Source organism: Marinobacter sp. UBA3604, assembly GCF_002375325.1.
GTDB lineage: Bacteria > Pseudomonadota > Gammaproteobacteria > Pseudomonadales > Oleiphilaceae > Marinobacter > Marinobacter salarius.
In genome coordinates this window covers 88,519-111,283 of sequence record NZ_DFMB01000036.1, presented here as the reverse complement: position 1 = coordinate 111,283, position 22,765 = coordinate 88,519, and the positions used below count along the sequence as shown (strand labels likewise).

The 22,765-nt window shown below is 58.1% G+C and carries 20 protein-coding genes; 14 read left to right on the top strand and 6 right to left on the bottom strand.

The window, feature by feature from the left end; genetic code table 11:
• Nucleotides 1-61 precede the first annotated feature (61 nt).
• The 7 genes from B2590_RS10425 to B2590_RS10395 all read left to right on the top strand — a co-directional run bounded on the left by B2590_RS10425 (nt 62) and on the right by B2590_RS10395 (nt 10,708).
• The gene (locus B2590_RS10425; protein WP_075196368.1) at nt 62-700 is read left to right on the top strand and encodes a TRAP transporter small permease subunit; all 639 of its coding nucleotides are present in this window, start codon (nt 62-64) and stop codon (nt 698-700) included.
• Complete coding sequence (locus tag B2590_RS10420) at nt 700-2,064, top strand: TRAP transporter large permease (RefSeq protein ID WP_075196367.1); 1,365 nt, start codon at nt 700-702, stop codon at nt 2,062-2,064. The genes B2590_RS10425 and B2590_RS10420 overlap by 1 nt, the downstream gene beginning before the upstream one ends.
• 12 nt (nt 2,065-2,076) lie before the next feature.
• Complete coding sequence (locus B2590_RS10415) at nt 2,077-2,856, top strand: 3-hydroxybutyrate dehydrogenase (RefSeq protein ID WP_286810534.1); 780 nt, start codon at nt 2,077-2,079, stop codon at nt 2,854-2,856.
• A 16-nt stretch (nt 2,857-2,872) separates the two neighbouring features.
• Nucleotides 2,873-4,864, top strand: coding sequence for an acetoacetate--CoA ligase (locus tag B2590_RS10410; protein WP_286810533.1), 1,992 nt, complete (start codon nt 2,873-2,875; stop codon nt 4,862-4,864).
• 440 nt (nt 4,865-5,304) lie between these two features.
• Nucleotides 5,305-7,548, top strand: coding sequence for an NADP-dependent isocitrate dehydrogenase (locus tag B2590_RS10405; protein ID WP_085678157.1), 2,244 nt, complete (start codon nt 5,305-5,307; stop codon nt 7,546-7,548).
• Between the two features lie 184 nt (nt 7,549-7,732).
• Nucleotides 7,733-9,307 (top strand): sensor domain-containing diguanylate cyclase, encoded by a 1,575-nt coding sequence (locus B2590_RS10400; protein ID WP_036207711.1) that lies wholly within the window; start codon nt 7,733-7,735, stop codon nt 9,305-9,307.
• Between the two features lie 114 nt (nt 9,308-9,421).
• The gene (locus tag B2590_RS10395; RefSeq protein ID WP_286810532.1) at nt 9,422-10,708 is read left to right on the top strand and encodes a serine hydrolase domain-containing protein; all 1,287 of its coding nucleotides are present in this window, start codon (nt 9,422-9,424) and stop codon (nt 10,706-10,708) included.
• Between the two features lie 4 nt (nt 10,709-10,712).
• Here the strand turns inward: B2590_RS10395 and B2590_RS10390 are convergent, their stop codons facing one another.
• Entirely contained in the window at nt 10,713-11,057 is a 345-nt protein-coding gene (locus tag B2590_RS10390; protein ID WP_036207704.1) for a hypothetical protein, read from the bottom strand.
• Nucleotides 11,058-11,421: 364 nt separating this feature from the next.
• On the opposite strand from B2590_RS10390, the gene B2590_RS10385 reads away from it, so the two are divergent.
• Nucleotides 11,422-11,676, top strand: coding sequence for a hypothetical protein (locus tag B2590_RS10385; RefSeq protein ID WP_286810531.1), 255 nt, complete (start codon nt 11,422-11,424; stop codon nt 11,674-11,676).
• Here the strand turns inward: B2590_RS10385 and B2590_RS10380 are convergent.
• Entirely contained in the window at nt 11,670-12,674 is a 1,005-nt protein-coding gene (locus B2590_RS10380) for a hypothetical protein (protein ID WP_286810530.1), read from the bottom strand. The genes B2590_RS10385 and B2590_RS10380 overlap by 7 nt on opposite strands.
• A 138-nt stretch (nt 12,675-12,812) precedes the next feature.
• Between B2590_RS10380 and B2590_RS10375 the strand changes: the two genes are divergently transcribed.
• From B2590_RS10375 to B2590_RS10365, 3 genes are read left to right on the top strand one after another with little or no spacing between them, the layout of a single operon-like run.
• Nucleotides 12,813-16,334 carry a response regulator gene (locus B2590_RS10375; protein WP_286847938.1) on the top strand — a complete coding sequence of 1,174 codons (3,522 nt, stop codon included), beginning with the start codon at nt 12,813-12,815 and terminating at the stop codon, nt 16,332-16,334.
• A 42-nt stretch (nt 16,335-16,376) separates the two neighbouring features.
• Nucleotides 16,377-16,937, top strand: a complete 561-nt coding sequence (locus B2590_RS10370) for a hypothetical protein (protein ID WP_286810527.1) — start codon at nt 16,377-16,379, stop codon at nt 16,935-16,937.
• Between the two features lie 45 nt (nt 16,938-16,982).
• Nucleotides 16,983-17,396, top strand: coding sequence for a response regulator (locus B2590_RS10365; RefSeq protein ID WP_286810526.1), 414 nt, complete (start codon nt 16,983-16,985; stop codon nt 17,394-17,396).
• Between the two features lie 24 nt (nt 17,397-17,420).
• Here the strand turns inward: B2590_RS10365 and B2590_RS10360 are convergent, their stop codons facing one another.
• A complete protein-coding gene (locus B2590_RS10360) occupies nt 17,421-17,690 on the bottom strand; it encodes a hypothetical protein (protein ID WP_286810525.1) in 270 nt (89 codons plus the stop codon).
• A gap of 607 nt (nt 17,691-18,297) precedes the next feature.
• On the opposite strand from B2590_RS10360, the gene B2590_RS10355 reads away from it, so the two are divergent.
• Entirely contained in the window at nt 18,298-18,537 is a 240-nt protein-coding gene (locus B2590_RS10355; RefSeq protein WP_286810524.1) for a hypothetical protein, read from the top strand.
• A 36-nt stretch (nt 18,538-18,573) separates the two neighbouring features.
• Here B2590_RS10355 and B2590_RS10350 read toward each other — a convergent pair whose 3' ends face one another.
• A complete protein-coding gene (locus tag B2590_RS10350; protein WP_286810523.1) occupies nt 18,574-19,110 on the bottom strand; it encodes a hypothetical protein in 537 nt (178 codons plus the stop codon).
• Between the two features lie 165 nt (nt 19,111-19,275).
• Between B2590_RS10350 and queC the strand changes: the two genes are divergently transcribed.
• Together queC and queE are read left to right on the top strand one after the other, a co-directional pair.
• Nucleotides 19,276-19,941 (top strand): 7-cyano-7-deazaguanine synthase QueC, encoded by a 666-nt coding sequence (queC, locus tag B2590_RS10345; protein ID WP_286810522.1) that lies wholly within the window; start codon nt 19,276-19,278, stop codon nt 19,939-19,941.
• Nucleotides 19,941-20,597 carry a 7-carboxy-7-deazaguanine synthase gene (queE, locus tag B2590_RS10340; RefSeq protein ID WP_286847937.1) on the top strand — a complete coding sequence of 219 codons (657 nt, stop codon included), beginning with the start codon at nt 19,941-19,943 and terminating at the stop codon, nt 20,595-20,597. Before queC ends, queE begins: the two co-directional genes overlap by 1 nt.
• A gap of 5 nt (nt 20,598-20,602) precedes the next feature.
• Here the strand turns inward: queE and B2590_RS10335 are convergent, their stop codons facing one another.
• Together B2590_RS10335 and B2590_RS10330 are read right to left on the bottom strand one after the other, a co-directional pair.
• A complete protein-coding gene (locus B2590_RS10335) occupies nt 20,603-21,673 on the bottom strand; it encodes an AraC family transcriptional regulator (RefSeq protein WP_286810519.1) in 1,071 nt (356 codons plus the stop codon).
• A 142-nt stretch (nt 21,674-21,815) separates the two neighbouring features.
• The gene (locus B2590_RS10330) at nt 21,816-22,697 is read right to left on the bottom strand and encodes an alpha/beta fold hydrolase (RefSeq protein ID WP_286810518.1); all 882 of its coding nucleotides are present in this window, start codon (nt 22,695-22,697) and stop codon (nt 21,816-21,818) included.
• Nucleotides 22,698-22,765 lie beyond the last annotated feature (68 nt).

Below are 22,765 nucleotides of genomic sequence, written 5' to 3'. Positions count from 1 at the left end.
TGGATGGCCCTTCGGGGCCATCCTTGTTTCACGGCAGGCTTTCTGAACGAGGAACTGTTGTATGACAGTGTCTGATAAAGGCTCACCGCCCGATGTGCATGCATCGGCGTCGGACGCCGGTCAATTTATTCATCATCACACGGAATTCCCGACGACCTGGCTCAGCCAGTTTATGGACGGTGTAATTTCCGCAATAGGCAAGAGTGCTTCCTGGCTCTGGATCGTGGTCACCGGCGTGATCATCTATGCAGTGGTAGGTCGCTATGCCTTTGGCATGGGTTCGGTCACTCTGGAAGAAGTCCAATGGCATCTGGCCGGTGCAGGCTGGTTATTGGGGTTGGGCTATACCCTGGTGACGGATGACCATGTCAGAGTCGATGTGATCCATGAGCGCCTGTCTCTCAGGGGCCAGGCCTGGATCGAACTGCTCGGACTTGTATTCCTGCTGTTACCGTTTCTCGGGCTGGCAGTTTACGAAATGATCCCCTATGCCTTCAGTTCCTGGGCCCAGGGCGAGACCAGCCAAGCGCCTGCCGGGCTTCCTTATCGCTGGATTCTCAAGAGTATCCTGGCACTGTCTTTTGTTCTTCTGATTCTGGCAGCGCTATCCCGTCTGCTGAAAGTCACTGCTCTGCTTTTCGGTTTTCCGAAGCCAATTCGGATCGAGTCCGGGGATAACAATAAAGAGGATGCGTCCTGATGGAGCTTGAAACCCTTTTCGTAATCGGCATGTTCCTGACATTTGGAGCATTGTTGATGACCGGTTTTCCGGTTGCATGGGTGTTGGGTGGCACCGCAGTTATCTGGACCGTTGTCGGTGTAATCGCCGTCGAGAATTTTGGAGCAAATCTGTGGTTTGACTATTCCTCCTCCATGGGGCTCGTGCCCGAGCGGATATGGAAGGTTGTAAACAGCGAGACTCTTGTTGCTCTGCCCATGTTTATTTTCATGGGCATCATGCTTGACCAGTCCGGGGTGGCTGAGCGTTTGATGAACAGTATGGTCAAACTGTTTGGCGCTGTTCGCGGCGGCTATGCGGTAACCGTGATTGTTATCGGCGTACTGCTGGCCGCGACCACGGGTATCATCGGTGCGTCCGTTGTGCTGCTGGGCATGCTATCCCTGCCCGTGATGATGGAGAACAAGTACGACAAGGGATTTGCTGTGGGGACGGCCTGTGCGACTGGAACCCTGGGCATCCTGATTCCTCCGTCCATCATGCTGGTATTGATGGCGGATCGGCTGGCGGTTCCTGACGCGTCAGTTGGCGATCTGTTTATGGGTGCGTTCTTTCCTGGCCTTATGCTGGGGGCCATGTACGTGGCCTACGCCATTATCCGCCCAATGCTGCAACCGCACATTGCGCCGGTGCCCGAGGGTACTGAGAAAGTGACCTGGGGCATCGTCTGGGAAGTGGCAAAGGCCGTTGTGCCGACAGCCGCGTTAATTCTGGGCGTGCTGGGTTCTATCTTTGCCGGAATCGCAACACCAACGGAAGCCTCCGGTGTTGGCGCATTGGGCGCTTTGCTGTTGGCGCTGATGTCGGGTCGCCTGAGCATGAAAGTGCTCAACTCTTCCATGCAGCAGACAACCCGCACGGCGGCGTTCATTTTTGCCATTTTCCTGGGTGCCACGGCGTTCTCTGTCGTCCTCCGGGGGCTGGGTGGTGACCAGGTTATCGAGGACGCTCTGCTGGGACTGCCTTTCGGCCCCTATGGCGTGATTCTTACCATCCTGTTTGGTGTCTTTCTGCTCGGCTTCTTCCTGGATTGGGTCGAGATCACCCTGATCATCCTGCCGTTGGTGGCACCGGTGGTTCAGCAACTGGGCTTTGATCTGGTGTGGTTCACCATCCTCTTCGCCATGTGCCTGCAGACGTCGTTCCTGACGCCACCTGTCGGCTTTGCACTGTTCTACATCAAGGGTGTGGCACCGCCGGAAATCAAGGTGACCGACATCTACAAGGGCGTCATACCCTTCATCATTATTCAGCTGGTGGCTCTGGCGATTGTCTTCCTGGTGCCCGAAATCGCGACCTGGCTGCCTAGCGTGGCTTACGACTAAGGAGAGAGAAACATGCGTCTAGAAAACCGGATAGCCCTGATCACCGGGGCAGGGCGCGGAATTGGCCGGGCCATAGCCGAACATTATGGCCGTGAGGGCGCCCGGGTGGCCGTGGCCGACCTCACCCTGGAAAGCGCCCAGGACGCCGTTGATGCCATTGAAAAGGCAGGGGGCACCGCCATGGCCCTGGCCATGGACGTTACGGATGAGAAGGCGGTTGACCAAGGCGTGGCCGCCATCGTGGAAAAATGGGGTGGCCTCGACGTGGCCCTGGCCAACGCCGGTATCCAGCATATCGACCCATTGCATAAACTGGCCTTTGCCGACTGGCGTAAAGTGATGAATGTTCATCTGGACGGGGCGTTTCTGGTAACGCGAGCAGCCCTCAAACAGATGTACGCCAGTGGGGGCGGGACCATGTTGTATATGGGGTCTGTCCACTCCCTGGAAGCGTCTCCCCTCAAGGCGCCCTACGTGGCGGCGAAGCACGGCATGCTGGGCCTGTGCCGGGCGGTGGCGAAAGAGGGTGCCGAGCATGGTGTGAGTAGTAACATCATCTGCCCCGGTTTTGTCAGAACGCCCTTGGTGGACAAGCAGATCCCGGAGCAGGCCAAGGAGCTGGGCATTTCCGAAGAAGAGGTCATCAGTAAGGTTATGCTGAAGAATACCGTCGATGGCAAATTCACCACCCTGGAAGACGTCGCCGAGCTGGCAGTGCACCTGGCGGCCTTCCCCTCGGCGGCACTGACTGGCCAATCCATTGTGGTCAGTCACGGCTGGCATATGCAGTAAGCAACAGGAGAGACGGATGAGCAACACAGAACAATCACCAGTGGTCTGGTCTCCTTCGCAGGACACACTGAAACACTGCCAGATGGGCCAGTTCCAGGGTTGGCTGGAGCAACAGGGTTTCGGCCCGTTTGCCGATTACCACGCCCTCCACCGGTGGTCCATTGAGAACCTAGAGACCTTCTGGCAAAAGGTATGGGACTACTGTGGCCTGGTATGCGACACGCCAGTCGATGCCGTTCTGGGCAAACGTGATATGCCCGGCGCGGAGTGGTTCCCCGGTATGAAACTCAACTTTGCGGCCAACCTGCTGCGGTTGGCGGAAGGCGACCACGCCGAGCGCGAAGCGGTTGTGGCCTACTGCGAAACCCGCCCGGTACTGCGCCGCACCTACGCTGAATTGAAAGCGGACACCGGTGCCCTGGAAGCCTTCCTGCGCAACAAAGGGATTCGACAGGGTGACCGCGTGGCCGGTGTGGTCACCAATGGTTATGAGGCCCTTGTGGGTATGTTGGCGGCCACCAGCCTGGGCGCCGTCTGGAGTTCCGCGTCACCGGATTTCGGCGTGGGCGCCATCCTTGATCGCTTCGGCCAGATTGAGCCGGCAGCGCTGATCGTGGTCAACGGCTACGGCTATGGCGGCAAGGTCTTCAACCGCCAGGATGACTTCGCCGGCCTGATTGACGGCCTGCCCAGCCTGCGCTGCGTTGTCAGCATCGAACAGCTGCCAGGCGAACCCGCCGTCGCTGGCGACAAGGTTACCCACTGGGACGAGGCCCTTGCCGAGGGACAGGGCCAGGCGCCCTCCTTCACACCGTTGCCACCGGAGCACCCGGTGTACATCCTCTATTCCTCCGGCACCACCGGCAAACCCAAGTGCATCGTGCATGGCAACGCTGGCCTGCTGGTCAACCACGCCAAAGAACTGATGCTCCATGGCGATGTCGGCCCCGACGACCGCTTCCTGTACTTCACCACCTGCGGCTGGATGATGTGGAACTGGCAGGCGTCTGCCCTGCTGACTGGCGCGGCCGTCATCACGGTCGACGGCTCACCTGGCTACCCGGACCTGAACTATCTATGGCAGGTGGTGGCCGACGAGAAAGTCACCCATTACGGCACCAGCGCACGGTTCATCGCCGGCTGTCGCAAGGCTGAACTGGCCCCGGCGAAAAACCTGGACCTGACGGCCTTGAGAGTCGTCTTCTCCACTGGCTCACCCCTGTTGCCGGAAGACTATGACTGGATCTACAGCGACGGCGCCCCCAACGTATTGCTGGGCTCCATCGCCGGCGGCACCGACATCTGCGGCTGCTTCGTGGGCTCCACACCGCTGTTGCCGGTGCGCCGTGGCGAAATCCAGTGCCGCTTCCTGGGCGTTGACGCCGTGGCCTACGGCGACGACGGCCAGCCCGTCAGTGGCGGTCGAGGCGAACTCGTCTGCCGGCAGCCGCTGCCTTCCATGCCCGTCGCCTTCTGGGACGACCCCGGCAACGAGCGCTATAAAGACGCCTACTTCAACACCTTCCCGGATGTCTGGGCCCACGGCGACTTCATCGAATTCACCGAACACGGCGGCGCCGTCATCTACGGCCGTTCAGATGCCACCCTGAACCCAGGTGGCGTGAGAATCGGCACGGCTGAAATCTACCGCCAGGTGGAAACCGTGGCAGAGGTAAAAGACAGCCTCGTGGTCGGCCGCCAGATCGACGGCGACGTGGAAGTGGTCCTGCTGGTGGTCCCGGCGGAGGGAGGAACCCTCACCGAGGACTTGCAGAAAACCCTCAAAACCCGCATCCGCCAGGGCGCCAGCCCCCGCCATGTGCCCAAGCACATCATCCAGGTGCCGGATATTCCCTACACTCGTAGTGGCAAGAAGGTGGAGCTGGCGGTAGCACGGTTGATCAACGGTTCCAACAAAGCCGACAACCGGGATGCTCTTGACAATCCGGAGGCGTTGGACCGGATTCGTGATTGCCTGGAAGAGGTGGAGTTGTTGCCGAAGGGGTGAATTTGCCGTTGGATCGGCTGTCGGGGATTACGCCTTCGGCCAATCCAATCTTGTATCGGCCCCGTGGCGGGCATGCAAGGAGTTTGCCGAGCGCTGGAGGTGGGGACAACCAAAACTGTGCGGAGCCATGGATGGCGGAGCCCAAGCGCCACACGGACGTGCTTGAGCGTGTTTTGGTTGTCCCCACCTCCAGCGCGACACTCCCAAACCCAAATGTCCGAAAGTTTCGTAAATTCCTGCCTTTTCATCACCCTGTAACGGCTTTTAGCGAACTTTTAGTCGGTTCTTATACTAAGATCGTAACCAGAATTGGCAAAAAAATGCTATCTTAGTAGGTCTATCAAAAGTTCCCGAATCAGTCATCGCTCAAGCCAGACGTTCACAAGACGGCTGACCCTGCGGTGACCGTCCTGAACTCACCCATCAGCCTGAGGACGAAAATGACATCATCCAAAGCCAAGATCATTTACACACTGACCGATGAGGCCCCCGCCCTCGCGACACGGTCACTTCTTCCCATCCTCGAAACTTACGCCAAGCCCGCAGGCATCGAGTTCGGCACCAGCGACATCTCGCTTGCTGCCCGTATTCTCGCGCTCTTCCCTGATTACCTGGAAGAAAAGCAACAAGTTCCGGACGACCTCAAAGAGCTGGGTGACTACACTAAGGACCCGGAAGCCAACATCATCAAGCTTCCCAACATCAGTGCCTCAATTCCCCAGCTGCGGGCTGCCATCAAGGAGCTTAATGACCAGGGTTACAACGTTCCCGAGTACAAGGAACACCCTGAGTCTGACGAAGAGAAAGAAATCCATGCCCGCTACTCCAAAGTACTGGGCAGCGCTGTAAACCCGGTGCTGCGTGAAGGTAACTCCGACCGTCGTGCCCCCACAGCAGTCAAGGCCTTTGCCCGCAAACACCCCCACACCATGGGCGAGTGGAGCCCGGCGTCACGCACCCACGTGGCCCACATGCGCGGCGGTGATTTCTACTCCAACGAACAGTCTCTGACACTGGACAAGGCCACCAACGCCCGTATCGTTTTTGAGAACGCCAAGGGTAAGCAGACCGTTCTCAAGAGTGAACTGGCACTGCAGGAAGGCGAAGTGCTGGACGGCATGTTCATGAGCTGCAAAGCACTTCGCAAGTTCTTCGATGATTGCATCGAAGACTGCGAGAAGACCGGCGTGATGTTCTCCCTGCACGTCAAAGCCACGATGATGAAGATCTCCCACCCGATCGTCTTCGGTCACGCGGTAAAGATCTTCTACAAGGAACTGTTCGACAAGTACGGTGAACTGTTCGACGAGCTGGGCGTGAACCCCAACAACGGTCTTTCCAGTGTGACGGACAAAATCAAGCAACTGCCGGAGTCCAAGCAGGAGCAGATTCTGGAAGACCTGCACGCCTGCTATGAGCATCGTCCGGAAATTGCCATGGTAGATTCCGTCAAGGGCATCACCAACCTGCACGTACCCAGTGACGTCATTGTTGATGCCTCCATGCCGGCGATGATCCGCAACTCCGGCAAGATGTGGGCCCGGGACAACAAGCTCAAGGACACCAAAGCGGTGATGCCTGAGAGCACCTACGCCACCATCTACCAGGAAGTGATCAACTTCTGTAAGACCCACGGCGCGTTTGATCCCACCACCATGGGCACGGTGCCGAACGTTGGCCTGATGGCGCAGAAGGCTGAAGAGTACGGCTCCCACGACAAGACCTTTGAAATCAAGGAAGACGGCATCGTTCGTGTCATCGCTGAAGACGGCGCCGTGCTGACCGAGCACAAGGTCGAAAAGGGCGACATCTGGCGTGCCTGCCAGACCAAGGACCTGCCAATCCGCGATTGGGTCAAGTTGGCGGTTAACCGCGCCCGCGCTACCGGCATGCCAGCCCTGTTCTGGCTCGACGATGAGCGCCCGCACGACGCCGAGCTGATCAAGAAAGTGGAAATGTACCTCAAGGAACATGATACCGACGGCCTGGACATCCTCATCAAGTCGCCCGTACGTGCCATTCGCTGGACCATGGAGCGACTGATTCGTGGTCTGGATACCATCTCCGTCACTGGTAACGTCCTGCGCGACTACCTTACCGACCTGTTCCCGATCCTGGAGCTGGGCACCAGTGCCAAGATGCTGTCCATCGTGCCCCTGCTCAACGGCGGCGGCCTTTACGAGACCGGTGCTGGCGGTTCCGCGCCGAAGCACGTTCAGCAACTGCTGCAGGAAAATCACCTGCGCTGGGACTCGCTGGGCGAGTTCCTGGCCACGGCTGTTTCCCTGGAAGAACTGGGCGAAAAGCAGAACAACGAGCGGGCGCGCCTGCTGGGCCTGACCCTGGACAAAGCCACTGAACGCCTGCTGGAGAACAACCAGTCGCCGTCGCGCAACACCGGTGAGCTGGACAACCGCGGCAGCCACTTCCACCTCGCCCGTTACTGGGCGGAGGAACTGGCCAACCAGGATGACGACAAGGATCTGAAGGACTTCTTCGCCAAGCTGTCGAAGCAACTGGAAGACAACAAGGACAAGATCCTGGAAGAAATGAGTGTGATCCAGGGCCATCCGGCCGATATCGGTGGTTACTATCACCCACCGGCCGAGAAAGTCTGCAAGATCATGCAGCCCAGCGAGACCTTCAACCGCATTCTTGAAGAGGCTCGCGCACAGGTGAAGTAAGCTTATAAAGCCTGGCACAACCCGGACGGTGGAAACACCCTCCGGGTTTTTTTATGCCTCATCAATTGCAATATTCCCTCGACGGCAGCGCCGTCTGTGACTATTTTCAGGGTGTAATGCCTTCGATTTTGGCCCGAGGTGTTCACACCGACAGGGAAGCAGCCGGAACCCGGGGAAAGACTTAATGGAGAAGATTCAAGGGCGCCATATGCCACTGCGGCGATCACTATGGATTGTCGGCATCTATCTGCTGGTAGGATGGCTGTGGATTACGTTTTCAGATTATCTGGTACAGCAGTGGTTTCCCGACCCAGAGACACTGAGCCGGGTCCAGACCTACAAAGGAGCGTTCTTCGTCCTTGTGACTGCGCTCGTGCTTTTCCTGTCGTTGATCCGTCAATTCGTGAGTGATCGAACATTGCTGTCTCTGAACGTCCGTCAGCAGGAAGAGATTCGCGAATTGAACCAGTTCCGCGAAAGCGTGATTGAGCGTGCCAATGTATGGATCAATGTGCTGGATCCGGAGGGTCGGGTCGTACTCTGGAACAAGGCTGCTGAAGATATCAGCGGTTATCCTAGAGAAGAGGTCATGGATTCGGATGCAATATGGCAATGGTTGTACCCGGAAGAGGAGAACCGGGTGCGAATTCGCGAAAGGGCCAATGAGATCCTACGTGACGAAGGCGAGGTGGTGGGTTATGAAACCTGGATTACCACTCGCAACGGCCGCGAGCGTCAGCTCTCGTGGAACTCACGCAGCCTTCGGAACGATGCCGGGGAGATCACCGGCTCCATTGCTATCGGCCAGGACATAACCGATATCCGCGAAGCGGAGAACACCCTTCGATGGCGTGAACGCCAGCTATCCACAATCATGGACAACCTGCCCGGAATGGCCTACCGCTGCCGGTACGATGAGTTCTGGACCATGCTGTCCGTATCCAACGGTTGTCTTGAGTTGACCGGTTATGAGCCACACGAGCTGGTGAACAACAGCCTGGTCAGCTATGCAAAACTCATCGACGAAGCCTGCAATGAAACCATCCTGCGAACGGTAGAATCCGCCATCGGTAACGCCGAGCCATTTTCCATTGAATACCCGATAACCCGTAAGGATGGCCGGAAAATATGGGTATGGGAGCGTGGACGGGGCGTTGAAGGTGAGGGCGAACTGGTACTCGAGGGGATTATTCTCGATATCTCGGATCGTAAGGAGCTGGAGGAAGAACTGTCGGAACTGGCAACCCGTGACTCGCTGACCGGGGTGCTGAACCGGCGGGAGATGACCCGCATATTGGAAGAGGAAATCGCCCGCGCCAAACGTTACGACCGTGAGTTGGCCCTGTTGTGGATCGACTTTGACCACTTCAAAGCTATCAATGATGACCATGGGCACGCCGCCGGCGATGCCGTGCTGAAGGCGGTTAGTGCATTGCTGGCAGAGAGCGTGCGGAGTGCGGATAGTGTCGGTCGGTTTGGCGGTGAAGAGTTTGTTATCCTGTTGCCGGAAATGGACTATCGCGAGGCGCTGGATACCGCAGAACGACTGCGCCGGCTGGTGAGTGATGCCCCACAATCTCTGGGGAATGGCAACACGGTCGCACTGACCGTCAGTATCGGCGTTTCCGTATTTCCCGACCATGGTGAAAGCGCCGATACCCTCTGCGCGGCGGCCGACAGGGCCATGTATCAGGCCAAGGCCGATGGCCGCAATCAGGTGGTACTGGCACCCTTGACCGAGGAAGCCCATAATCCCTGAAGACGATGTGCTGGATGAGTTGACGCAGCCAGGCCCGCTATCCGGCCAATGTGCCGGGTGATATCCAGCGTCAGGATGTGCGAAAAGACAGTCTCCGGAATCAAAGGTCAAGCGATGAACCGAATTGCCCGCCGTGCGCTCCACACCTCCGCCGTTCCCACTGACCTGGCGTCAGTAACCCACCGCGATGAGGCTGGCGAGAAACCGGAGCTGGCCGGAGTGAGCCCCGAGGTTGTCGAGGCCATCTGGCACAGCGTTGAGCGGTTGTACCGAACCGGAGTGCATCCGGGGATACAGCTGTCGGTCAGGCACCGGGGCGAACAGATCCTGCATCGAGCCATCGGCCATGCCAGTGGCAACGGGCCCCATGACGCCGTGGGCGCGCTGAAGGTGCCGATGACCACCGAGACACCCATTTGCTATTTCTCCGCCTCCAAGGCAGTCACGGCCCTGCTCATCCACATCCTGGCGGAACAGGGACTGGTCAATCTGATGGACCCGGTGTCGTATTACTGCCCGGAGTTCGCGGGGGGTGGTAAGCGCACCATTACCATTCACCAGGTGTTGTCCCACCGTGGCGGCATTCCGGCGATTCCCCGGGAAACCCCCATTGATGTGCTCTGGGACAGGGACGAAATCTGGCGCCTGCTGTGTGAAGCGAAGCCGGTGGAGGTGGATGGTGCCAAAGTGGCGTACCACGCCATCACCGGGGGCTTTGTGTTGCAGCGGGTACTGGAGAAAGTGACCGGCGATACCATTGAGGCGTATATCGACCGACACCTCCGCAAGCCCATGGGTATGAAGTGGTTTACCTATGGGATTGCACCCGCAGACGTGGATAAGCTGGCCGGCAACTATGCCACCGGCCCAACGCCGCGCTTTCCGGTATCCTGGATTGTGAACCGGGCGCTGGGAGGCGATATACGCACCGTGGAACGAGTCTCCAATGATCCCCGCTTCCAGGAGGCGGTTATCCCTGCAGGCAACCTGTGTGGCACCGCCGAGGAAATGGGGCGTTTCTTTCAGATGATGCTTAATGGTGGGGTCTGGAATGGCAAACGTATTTGCAGCGAGATGACCGTGAGGCGCTCCATCCAACAGTTTGGCTCGCTACAGATTGACCGCACGATGATGATCCCCATGCGCTTCAGTGCGGGCATGATGCTTGGAGGCAACCCCGTGGGGCTTTGGGGCCAGCAAAGCAGGCATGCCTTTGGTCACATTGGTCTGATCAACAAGCTGTGCTGGGCCGATGCAGCCCGGGACATTTCCGTCAGCCTGCTCAACACCGGCATCCCCATTGTTGGCCACCACCTGCCGGCGCTGGCGCGGTTTGTCTACACAGTGTGCGACCGTTTTCCGTTGATACCGGAAAACCGCAGGCCCCTGGTGGCGGCCTGACCCCTTAAAGGGTTGCCAGCTGTTCCTCCAGTATCCCCAGCACTGACGACAGGATATCCCGGAAGTCGGTGAGTGTCTGGGTTCGCTGGATCACATCCTCCCGACTTTCATCCAGCCGCTCCAGCTTGGGGACCACCCGCCGGATTCCCTCAGTGATAACTTCGTAGGGGTAATGGTGGTCCATGATGCTGAGTTTGTTGATCTCAGCCACTTCCTGACTGAAGATGCTGATGATGTCGTAAAGCATGTCCTTGTGCTGAATGGAGCTCGCCTCCCAGTACGCATCGTCAAGCAGCTCCAGCAGGGAAAGGTATTCCCTTAGTGTGTCGGCAACGGATGTCTGGTTCATAAGCGGTCTTCCTGGCCGGGATGGAATGGGGCTGTTACGGCAAATGGCTGCGCATATATGGTGATCTGAAGGGAACTATAGCAGGGGTTTGTTCGTGTAGTTTGGGTAGCAGCGTCGTATTCGCTGCAAAAAATATGAAACTCTATTCATTTTTATTGAGTTTTGTCCGACAGTTGTTCAGAATTACGCCAAATCATACAACGTGGACAAAGCCTGCTACAGTATGTACTGAGGCTTTGGAAAAGCCCGACGAAACAGAAGGATAAAAGGACTTCCAGCCCGGCCAAAAAGAGCCACTAAAACATGGGCGGAATCATCGGTTTCGGCGTATTGATCATTGGACACTCAGTGGAAGAGGACGATCATGGATAAGCACACGCAGCCACAGTCTGGGCAGGAGCAGCCACGCCCGGTCAAGCTTGACCACCACGACAGTGTTCGGTCACACGTCTGCCAGCAGGTCAGTACTGAAGTGGCGCGACTTGAGCGCCGCATTGAAACCCTCCGACTGACCAAAGCCCCCCACGCCGCCATCATGATCTCGACCTACGAGCGCATGATCGACCGCAAGAAGGGGTTCCTCAAGAACTGGGACATGCAGGACCGGGCCATTTACTGACGCTCGCTGATGACCACGGACTCGTAGACAATCGCCTCGTCACCGCTCTGCTGATTGCCGCAGTGGGCAGGGTTGGGTGTCGTGCCCTCGGTATTGGTGGTGCTGGGCGGCTCATCAGAGGATGTGAACACACGTACCCTGGCGTTCTCATAGTTCACATCCACCCGTATACAATCGGGCTCTTCACCGTCAATGGTTATCCCCGAGGTCTGTGTCAGTGACAGCGTGTCGCGTTTGTTGCCAATAAACTCCTGCCGCATTTCCGCATTGCCAAATTCCCGTCCCGTCAGGCTGATGACGGCATACTCTGGCTGGTTGTAACCGCTGACGGAAAAATCCGGACCGTGAAAACGGCCGCTCCAGACTGCGCTGCTCACCTCCGGGGGAGATGTGTCGTCATCGGCGGGTTCCCTGGCGACAAACTGGGCCGCCCGAAAAACCTTGTCGAGCTGCGGGTTGCTGGTCCAGTCTAGCAGGACGTACACCCAGATCTGATCCGGCTCGGGCGGTTCGCCATTGTTGCCGCCGGTTTCGGTAAAGCGGATCAGTGCATCGTTGGCTGGAGTATTGTAACGGGAACCCTCGCCCTGAGTGATGCTGTCGCGCATCAGCCGCCGGCCATCATTGAAGGTGTTCACCTGATTCGTGCTGATAACGTAGTGGAGGAAATCCATCGGATTTCGCGCGTGGGTGTAGGTTGTCCCATCATCACTTGGCGTCAATCCCATCAGCAGTTCGAAGCGATCGCGGAGCTGGGCGACCACGCCTTCGTCATCCTCGCCGTCGGCGGGTTCAATGCCCCGATACACATCGTAGAAAGTGGTCTGTGGCAGTACCGGTGGCAGGCCATCTTCGTCCCCGACGGCAAAACTCTCGAAAGACAACGACACACTGGCCGCCGGATTGATGTAGTTGCTGTCGGAGGAGTCGTCTGGCCCACAGCCGGCCAATGTCAGGGCAAACAGAGGAATGGCGGCGAAAATGCAGGAATGTCTCATTTCAAGTGACCCTGAGATGCGTCGTTGTTGGTAAAACGCTAAAGTGTTTAGCCAGGGTGCCGCTGAATTTGTTCGGCACCTGCGTGACTGCTGACAATAAACCATAAAAAAGGCATCTGCCCTCGCGGAGATCACATTTTGCAGCAATGGGAATGCCACGTCCGATGGCTCCGTTTCATCGCGCTTGCGGTTCTGGCTATTGTTATTCCGGCCTCCGCCGTGGCGCAGGAACGATGCCAGGACGGCGAGATTGTTCTGAACAGCGCCACCAGCAGTGTGCGTGATCTGGGTAGTTGTATCTGGTACCTGGAGGACCCGGAGCACACCCTCGATTTCAACGACATCCTGAGTGGAGATACCGCGCCTTTCACCCGTCATGAGGGCGGTGTGCTGAATTTTGGCTACACGGAATCTGCTTATTGGGCCAGATTTGATGTCGAGGTAGGAGCTGGCGCAGCGCTGACAGACTGGATACTGGAGCTGGCCCTGCCACTGGTGGATGAGGTGGTGCTCTACCTGGTTCGGGATGGCGAGCTGATAGAGCAGCGCCGTGCGGGCTATGAGGGCGACTGGTCCGGGCGTGACCTGGCGGTGCCCAACCCCACGTTCCGATTGTCACTGGAACCAGGAAGTTCAACTCGCATCTATTTGCGCATTACCAATACCAATACCTTCCGCCTGCCGATCACCCTGTGGCACCCCGATGCCTATATCGAGAGGGTGTCAGTCGATGAAGCCGTGCGGGGTATTCTGTTTGGCAGCATTCTGGCCATTCTCGCTTACAACCTGTTTGTAGCCGTGTCCGTTCGCGAACGCAGCAATATTTACTACGTGTTGTACCTGGTATCGGCCGCTGTATTCATAGCCACTGAGCAGGTGCACGGTATCCAGTTACTGGAGAATCGCCCCGCTCTACTGCACAAAGAATACCTCCATTACCAGATCATCAATACCTGGTTCTGGGGTCTGTTGATGGCCCGGTCCCTGCTGGAAACCCGGGAGCGGTCGGCGGACCTGGACAAGGTGATCCAGCTTTGCCTGTACGCCATTGTGGCGACCTTTGTGCTATCCCTGTTCCTGCCCTACCACACGGCGATGGAATGGATCGTGCTGGCGTCGATCCTGCTCTGCATCATCCTGATTGTGGTCAGTTACCTGTCGTGGCGCTATTACAATCAGGCGGCACGCTCCTACTTCTTTGCCTGGACCCTGGCGCTGGTGGGTTTTGGTATCTATGGCCTGACCGTGATGGGATACCTGCCGTTGAACATGTTTACTTCCTATGCGCCGCAGTTCGGCCTGACGGCTCAGATCATCCTGTTCTCCTTTGCCCTGGCTGACCGGATCAAGCAGGTGCAGGGCGAAGCCCTGGGCTGGAGCCAGCGGGCACTGGCCAATCTGCGTCGATATCAGTCGCTGTTCGACAACGCCATAGAGGGCGTGTTCCAGATGTCACTGAACCGGCGTTTCGTCACCGCCAACCCCGCCATGGCAAGGTTGATGGGCTACACCAGCAGCCGGGAGCTGCTGGATCTTGACCCGGACGTCCTGGAAACCTGTTTTGCGGATGAGCGCGTGCGCCGCTGGGTGATTGGGCAGTTGGAATCCCGGGGCACAGTCAAGGGTATCGAAGCGCGGTATTACACCCGTTCCGGTGCAGAGCGCTGGGCCACCATTTCGTTACATACCGTGTATACCCCCGATGGCGATCCCGCCCACCTTGAGGGCACCTGTATTGATGCTACTGAGCGCCACCAACGCCAGCGTATCGAGCGGGAGCGGGAGCAGGAACGCCTGGAAAAAGAACTGGCGCGCAATTCGGCCGAAGCCAAGAGCCAGTTCCTGGCCAACATGAGCCACGAAATCCGAACACCGCTGGCGGCGATTATCGGTTATGGCGAAACCCTACTTGATCCGGACCTGACCGAGAGGGAGAAACACACCAGTGCGGAAACGGTGGTGCGCAGTGGCCGCCACCTGCTGGACCTTATCAACGATATCCTGGATCACTCAAAGATCGACGCCAACAAACTGGATGTGGATATAGTGTCGGTTAATTTGCCGGAACTGCTTGATGAGATCCGCGCTTTCTTCGCACCCAGGGCGCGGGAAAAGGGGCTGGCGTTTCATATCATCTGCGAGTATCCCCTGCCCGAGAAGGTTGCGACAGATCCGACCCGTTTCCGGCAAATTATCATCAATTTGTGTGGAAATGCGCTTAAGTTCACGGAAAAGGGGTCAATTTCTCTGAATGTCCGATGTGATCGGCAGCGTCAGGCTCTGGTGGCCCGGGTGGTGGACACCGGCATCGGCATGAAACCCGAGCAGTTGGGCCGGCTGTTTGACCCGTTTGCCCAGGGCAGCGCCGCGATTGCCCGGCAATATGGAGGAACCGGTCTTGGGCTGAGCATTTCCCGTCGGCTTGCGGAGTTGCTGGGTGGCAACATATCCGTTACCAGCACGTATGGCGAAGGCAGTGAGTTTGAGCTTTCCATCGCCACCGGCCCATTGGAGGATGTTCACTTTCTGCGCGACGCGTCGGAATTGTCGCAACGCCGGCGCAGTATTCCCATGGTGATTGCGCCGAGGCTTACCGGCCGTATTCTGTTGGCGGAGGACAATGACGTGAATCGTCGCCTGGTGTCCCTGCTTGTAGGCCGCACGGGCGCTGAGCTAGTCCATGTCGGCAATGGCGCTGAAGCACTGGATCTGGCGCTGCGGGAGCCCTTTGATCTGATTCTGATGGACATCCAGATGCCGGTAATGAACGGCCGGGATGCAACGGCGGCCATTCGTGAGGCTGGCCTGAATATCCCGGTCATCGCGTTGACGGCGAACGTGATGGCGGAGGATATTGCAGACTATCGCCTCGCAGGCTGTAATGACCACCTGGCCAAACCTATCGACAAACAGCGTTTCTACGAAGTCATGGCCAGATATCTGGTGGTGCGGCCGGAGAGTGAACCCGATAGTCACCGTCGCTATAGCGGCACGGTATTGGTCGCGGAGGACAACGAGGACAATCGTCGTCTGGTGGAGCGCATGCTCGGGGCCCAGGGTCTGGATGTCATCACCGTTGGCAGTGGCGATGATGCGGTCCGAACGGCGCTGTCCGAATCGGTGCAGATGGTGCTGATGGACCGCCATATGCCGGGTCTGGACGGCGTGGAGGCTACCCGGTTACTGCGACAGACGGGCTTCCGCCGGCCCGTTATCGCCTTCACTGCCGGTGAACAGTCGGAAACCGACGCATTGATGGCCGCCGGATGCGATGGGGTATTGAACAAGCCCATCGACAGTATGCACATGCTGACCACGCTGGACCGTTTCCTGGCGGAGTCCAGTGGCCCGAACAGGGACTCGACGGAGGATGAAGACATCGGCCACCTGGTCGAATGTTTCCTTGATGGGCTGGCGACCCGAAAAGTGGCCATGGAGGCGGCAGCCGCGCGTCACGACCAGCAGCGGTTGGCGTCGGAAGCCCATCAGATCAAAGGCACGGCCGGCGCCATGGGCTACCCTGACATGACACGGCAGGCGGGGAAGCTGGAGGCTTGCGTGAACGTTGAAGACCGTGACTGGGACCACGTTCACAGCCAACTGCAAGCCCTGGGTGACATGATCGACAGGGCATTGCAGGGGCGGGAGGCACGTCTATGACAATAGAAGTTTCGGCTACCGATAAAACAGGAATCGTGATTGATGAGTGAGAACCTCCAGCAAAGCGAACAGCACTCGCTGAGTATGATGTATGGTACCTACGCCGACATTCTGTTTGTCCTATTTCCATTCCTGGTCATCAGCATGCAACGGTTGTGGGATGGCCAGCTTTACGAGACGCTACTCAGGCCTGACCTGAGCATTGCGGCTGCGATACTGGCCGGGCTGGCCATCGGCAAATTCGTGCTGGGGCTGGTCAGTAACCGCGATTTGGGCCGTTACAAGGAGCGCATTGTGTTCTTTATCGCATTGACGCTGTTTGTAGTGCTGGGGCCGGCCATCATCCTTATGCTCAGTATTGCTGGTCATCGCGAAGTGCCAGGATTCGTGGCGTTTGTGCAGCCTATCCTGTTGATCATCGCGATTTCCCTCTACACCACGGCCGTCAGTATCAGTAATATCCTGACCCGGTCTGGCGGGGCCGGCGCCAGCTCGTCCCGCACCGCTGGCGTTCACCAGGGCGAAACTGGAGAACCCGCGCCAGCGACTGCCCAGCATGAGCCACTGGCCATTCCCCGACGAACCGGCGGCGATTCCCTTTGAAGTGCCCGGTGGGGCCGGGTATAAAATAGGATCAGGAGGCAGGGTATGAGTGACATGACAATATTGGTGGTGGAAGACGAGCCGGTCATCAGGGCGCGGTTGGTGGACATGCTCTACACGGCTGGCGCAAGCCGCGTGGTTGAGTGTCCGGACATTGCGGGTGCCAGGGCCGCCTTTGAGGCCGACGTCTTCCAGATCATCTTGCTGGATCTGGGGCTGCCGGACGGTAATGGTCATCAGTTGATGGAAGAATTCAAAGCCAAGCGCAAGGATCAGCACATTGTCCTGGTAACAGCGGATGACTCAATCGACAGCATCCAGAAGGCAATCAGTGCCGGAGCTAACGGTTACGTGGTCAAACCCTACTCCCAGGAAAAAATCCACGACGTGGTGAGCAATTACGCCATGGTGCACGGCGGCGATGCAGCCATGATACAGGGACTGAACCGCCAGCACTGACGGTTCGGCCCATCGGGTTTTCCATTACGCAACCTGGCGGGCGATCCAGGAACCATAGCGAGTGGCAAGAGCACGCACGTATCGTGCTTCGCCATCATTCAGATTGCCCAGAACACCCTTGAATATCCAGCCTCGCTCATACAGCCCCAGTACCCGTTGTTCGTCCTCCAGGTTGACGCGCTGGTTCAGTTTTTTGCAGATGGCATCCAGCAGGGGCAGCTTTTCCGGGCGCCGAATAGGCCCCGTGCGGCTGCTCGCCGGCTGGTTTGCTGCTTTTGTCGGATGTCTCTTCATGATCTTCTCCTTGTCGTTTTGCGGCTGCAAAAACAAAACCCCGGCGCTCTGGGCAACCGGGGTCTTGCGGAGAAGCTGGCCCGGTCGCTCCAAAGGCTCCCGGGACTGACCGAAAGCCGTTAGATGTCGTTCACCATGGAGTGCGCACACGTCTCACCCTTGCGGTGCGCAATCGCATCAATCATCAGATACTGGTATTTCTGAAGCATAGTCATGGGCCTTTTCCGGCATCGTTTGCCAAGCATATCGGTTTCGGTACTGTCATCAGTGTATCGCTTGCCCATGGCTTTGCAAGGGGCAGAGTGCTTCGGCAAACCCCTACAGACGCGGTTCCTCGAAGCGGTCATAATTTGTCCTGTCACGTGTTTTACGTTGTGCAATCCTCCGGTGCCCACCTTTTATCTGTGGCGTACCGTATGGATCTCTCCTTTATACGCAGCCCTCGGGGCTGCGTTTTTTTTTGGCCGTCCGAAAAGTGTGTTCCCGACGGCATCGTGGAAACCTCGTAGCCACTAGTTCGTACAGACGCCCGGGCCATATTTGGCGATAATTTGCACACTAATCAATGCAATGTATCGTCACAAATCAGAGGTTGAAACCCAGTAAGATGTCCGAAGAAAACGGATCTGCAAAAAACCGCTTACAGTCACACGCTATTGTCGAAGTGCTGCTTGTCCTGGCGCTCGCCGTTTACCTGCTCATTGCCCGCAGCCAGATGGTGGGTGATAATTTTTCCTTTACCGTCATTGGGGCGGCGCTGATGGTGCTGGTAACCTACTGGACACTGAACACCTTGCGTGATGGCCTCGAAGTCCTCGCCCTCAAGGTGAATAGCTCCCAGCGCTGAGTTCCTGCCGGCGCGCTGTGCTCCATGATGGAAGCCTCAGACCTGTCGGCTGTGACCGTGAAGCGGTTCGTCCTCGGCGGTGAACAGTTGGATCTCTTCCCAGGTTCTGTGGAGGATAAGCGCGTCGTTTGCCGCCCTGTGCACGGGTAACCCCAGACGTTTGATAACCTGCTGACGCGATGCCGACCAGTGCCTTACCTGATTGGCATCCAGCAACATGGAAATGGATTCCAGTTGAAAGTCGGCGCGGGTGTTGGCGGCTCGAAACAGGCGATGGAGCCAGAAGCTGTCAAACGTCCAGGCATCGCAGAATACCTGCCCCGAGAGCAGCTGGTTCAGGTGTGCCGCAACCTCCGACACGGGTGTACCCTCCGTTTCCAGGGTTTCCCGGGTGATTCCGTGAACCTGCTCGGCGCTTTCTGACCAGTCCTGCCAAAGTACATGGGGTTGTATCAGCCAACTGTGCAAGGTGCCGTCGGGCAAGCATATGCCCACCTCGATCGGATAGCTGGCGATCAGGTCGAGGCTAGAGGCCTCGAAGTCAATAAAGGCTGGGCTGGTTCTGGTTCTCATTCCGCCTAGTTTTTGTAGATGTGCCGTCATCAGAGTTTACCCGCACGTTCCTGCAGACGCGAACCCATCGTCGCATTCCACTGTTACAATGTGTCCACGGATGTTACTCCGACCCTATAACAATCCAGTGACGCCCTGCTGGCTGTCTGAAACCGGGATGACCTGATGACCGAAACCGTCGTTGTAATCTACTCTGGGGGAATGGATTCGTTCACCCTGCTCCACCTTGCCCGTGCCCGAGGGTACAAGGTTCATGCCCTGTCGTTTGACTACGGCCAGCGGCACGTTCGCGAACTGGAATGCGCCCGCCAGGTGTGTGAGGAGTTATCGGTACCGCACAAGGTGATCGATATTCGTGCGCTCAGTGAAGTCATGGCCGGATCGGCCCTGACGGACGCAGTGGACGTGCCCGAGGGGCACTACGAAGAAGACAACATGAAGGCCACCGTGGTGCCCAATCGCAACATGATTCTGTTGTCGCTGGCCACCGGCTATGCAGTTACCGCCGGCGCTGTTGCTGTTTGGTACGGCGCCCATGGCGGCGATCACGCGATTTATCCGGACTGTCGACCGGAGTTCGTGGAAAAAATGGACGCCGTCTGTCAGGTGGCCAACTACGAGCCGGTGAAAATAGAAGCGCCTTTCATGGGCTCGGACAAGGGTGCCATCCTTGCCGAGGGCCTGAAGCTGGGGCTCGATTACAGCAAAACCTGGACCTGTTACAACGGCCGGGATCGGGCCTGTGGCGTTTGCGGTTCCTGCGTGGAGCGCCTGGAGGCGTTTGCCGCCAACGGCGTTTCAGACCCTGTGCGGTATGAGGTGGAAACCTGATGTATCGGGTAAAAGAAGCGTTCTATACATTGCAGGGAGAGGGTGCCCAGGCCGGGCGGGCAGCGGTGTTTTGCCGCTTCAGCAAGTGCAATCTCTGGACTGGCCGTGAAAAGGACCGGGCCAATGCCGTATGCAGCTTCTGCGATACCGACTTCGTAGGTACCGATGGTCAGAACGGCGGCCAGTTTGAAACCGCGGATGCGCTGGCGGCACATATTCGTCGCCTTTGGCCGGATGCGCCCGGACGACCCTATGTGGTGTGCACGGGTGGTGAGCCGCTACTGCAACTGGATGAGAAGCTGGTTGATGCCTTTCACCGGGCCGGCTTTGAAGTGGGCGTGGAAACCAACGGCACACTGCCGGCACCGTCCGGTATTGACTGGTTGTGTGTGAGCCCCAAGGCGAACGCGCCGGTGGTGTTGCGCCAGTGTGACGAGCTGAAAGTGGTGTACCCTCAGCCCCTGGCGATGCCGGAGCGCTTCACCGATATTAATGCCAGCCACTATTTCCTCTCACCAATGGCGTCTCCGACCGTCTCGGAGGGTGAGCCTGACCCCATCAAGCAAAGTAACACCCGCAAAGCCACGTATTACTGCCTGACCCACCCGCAGTGGCGGTTGACCCTGCAGATGCACAAGATCATTGGCATTGACTGAGTGTTTCAGACCATCGCACTGGCTGGTGTTCTCTTGATCGACGTTGTTGGCAGTGACTCCTGGTTTCGGTACTGGCTGGGACTCTGTCCGGTCCAGCGCTTGAACGCACGGGTAAAGTTGGCGGCGTCGGCGTAGCCCAGGGCGTCGGCAATCTGGCTCAGGTTCATGGCAGTTTGTTGCAGCAACTCCCCCGCTCTTTCCAGTCGCACCTGATCCACCAGGTTCTGGAAACTGGCTTCCTCCGCCTGTAAACGCCGTTTCAAAGTGCGCTCCGACACAAACAGCGTTGTGGCTACCCTTGCCAGTTTCGGTGGGAACGGGTGACTGGTTTCAATCACCCGCCTGACCCGACAGGCAAATCCTGCATCTTCCGTTAGAAGACGCAAGGCTTCCTCACACTGGGCTTTCGAGGAAGCGGCCAACTGATCATCAGAAAATCGAATGGGCAATGCCAGCTGCGAATTGGGGATGACAATCGCATCTTCGCCAGCGCCGTACACCACGGGGACGGGTATTTGCTGGCGAAAGCGATGGAAGTAGGCCGGTTCCGATCCGCGTCGCTGAATCGACGATCCGGCGACCGGTGAGCCTGTCAGCTGCGCGCCCATAGACGCGCAGCCGAACAGCATGGCGTCCATGATAAAGCCCTGCAATGGACCCAGATCAATGCCGCACGAGATGGCGTAGATCGCCTGGCTATCATGCTGCCGGCGCTTGACGTGCAGATGTGGGGCTCGCAGGGTCAGGTAGCGTGTCATCAGGTCCAGAGCCTCTGCCAGTGTGCGGCTGCTCATGACCGCGGTGCCCAGGGCTCCGTGCAGTGGCAGTCGAAGCTCCCGGGCCAGCATGATGCCGAGCCCGGGCTCGCCGCTTTCGATGATGGCGCGGGTCACGAACTCGCTGGCCTGTGACTGACTGACTCTTAAATCGGTTGACTGCAGACGCACCGGGTCCAGGCCGACACGCTTGAGCAGCGCTTTTTCATCGACGCCGATAGTACTAAGCAACTCCGCCAGCAAGTGCAGGTAAATGGCCGGCATGCCCAGATCCTGAGTGGTAGATACTGAGGCGCGCATGGGATTTCCTCGTGTTTCCTGTTGTTGTTATGTCAGGGATGAAACTTCTTCCACGATTATGAACGGAATGTTCCTCCCACCCCATGACTTCGCTGACGGGTCAACAGGATATACAGGCCAATTAGCGGATCCGGCCGCCCGGCTAGTGGCGTTCGATGAAGGCTGCCAGTGCACGGGCTGAACGACCGGGATTCTCCAGCATGGGAAGATGGCCCACCCGAGGGAATATGTGGATATCTGCCTGGGGCGTCACCTTTCGATACCAGTCCACACAGCGTGTGGGCGTGATCACGTCCCGGTCCCCCCACTGGACCTGAAGGGGAGGTGTGCCGGGGCCAAGGTAACGCGCTGGTGCCAACGCGTCGGCGAGCATATCGTTGAAAATGTGGCGCAAGGATGCGGTTCGCTGCAACAAGTCCGGCCCCAGGAGCCCGGTCATGGCGACGCCCATGGCCGTGGGCTTGCCGCTGCCGACGCTGTTGAACATCCGGTAGACACCGGGCCAGTCCCGAGGAATCAGAAGGGCGTCGCGGTCGGATTCGAATGGGGCGTTAAGGTCCACGTTCGTATGTTCGGGTATGCCGGCGCTGTTAAGCACCGTCAGGGAGGTGGCTGTGGGTTTCATTTTGTGGGCGAGGACGGTGGCAATGGCCCCCCCCATGGAGCTGCCGACCAGATGAAGGTTGCCGGTGGCCAGAGTATCGATCCAGGCTTCCAGCCTTGACGCCTGGGCCTCGTAGCCGTAATCGGCGTCCGAACGGTACTCGCTTTCTCCAAGCCCTGGCAGGTCTGGGGCCAGAATGTGCCAGTGTTCGGGCAACCGCTGCAGCCAGAGCGCCCAGTTCTCTTTCATGGCGGCAAAACCGTGCATCAGTATGACCGTGGGCCGGTCCGCGGCGGACGTTCCTTTCTCCAGATACACCAACCGGTGTCCATCAATCACGGTTTCACGACGTTTTGCCTGTACCAGCCAACGTTGACTGGTGCGGGCGGCGGGCCACAAGTTTGGAGTGGGTATTTTCACGGTAGGCTTCCGTTTCAGCTGGGTTGGAGCCAGTTTACCGCTTATCCCACGCCGGGCTTTGGCCCGCC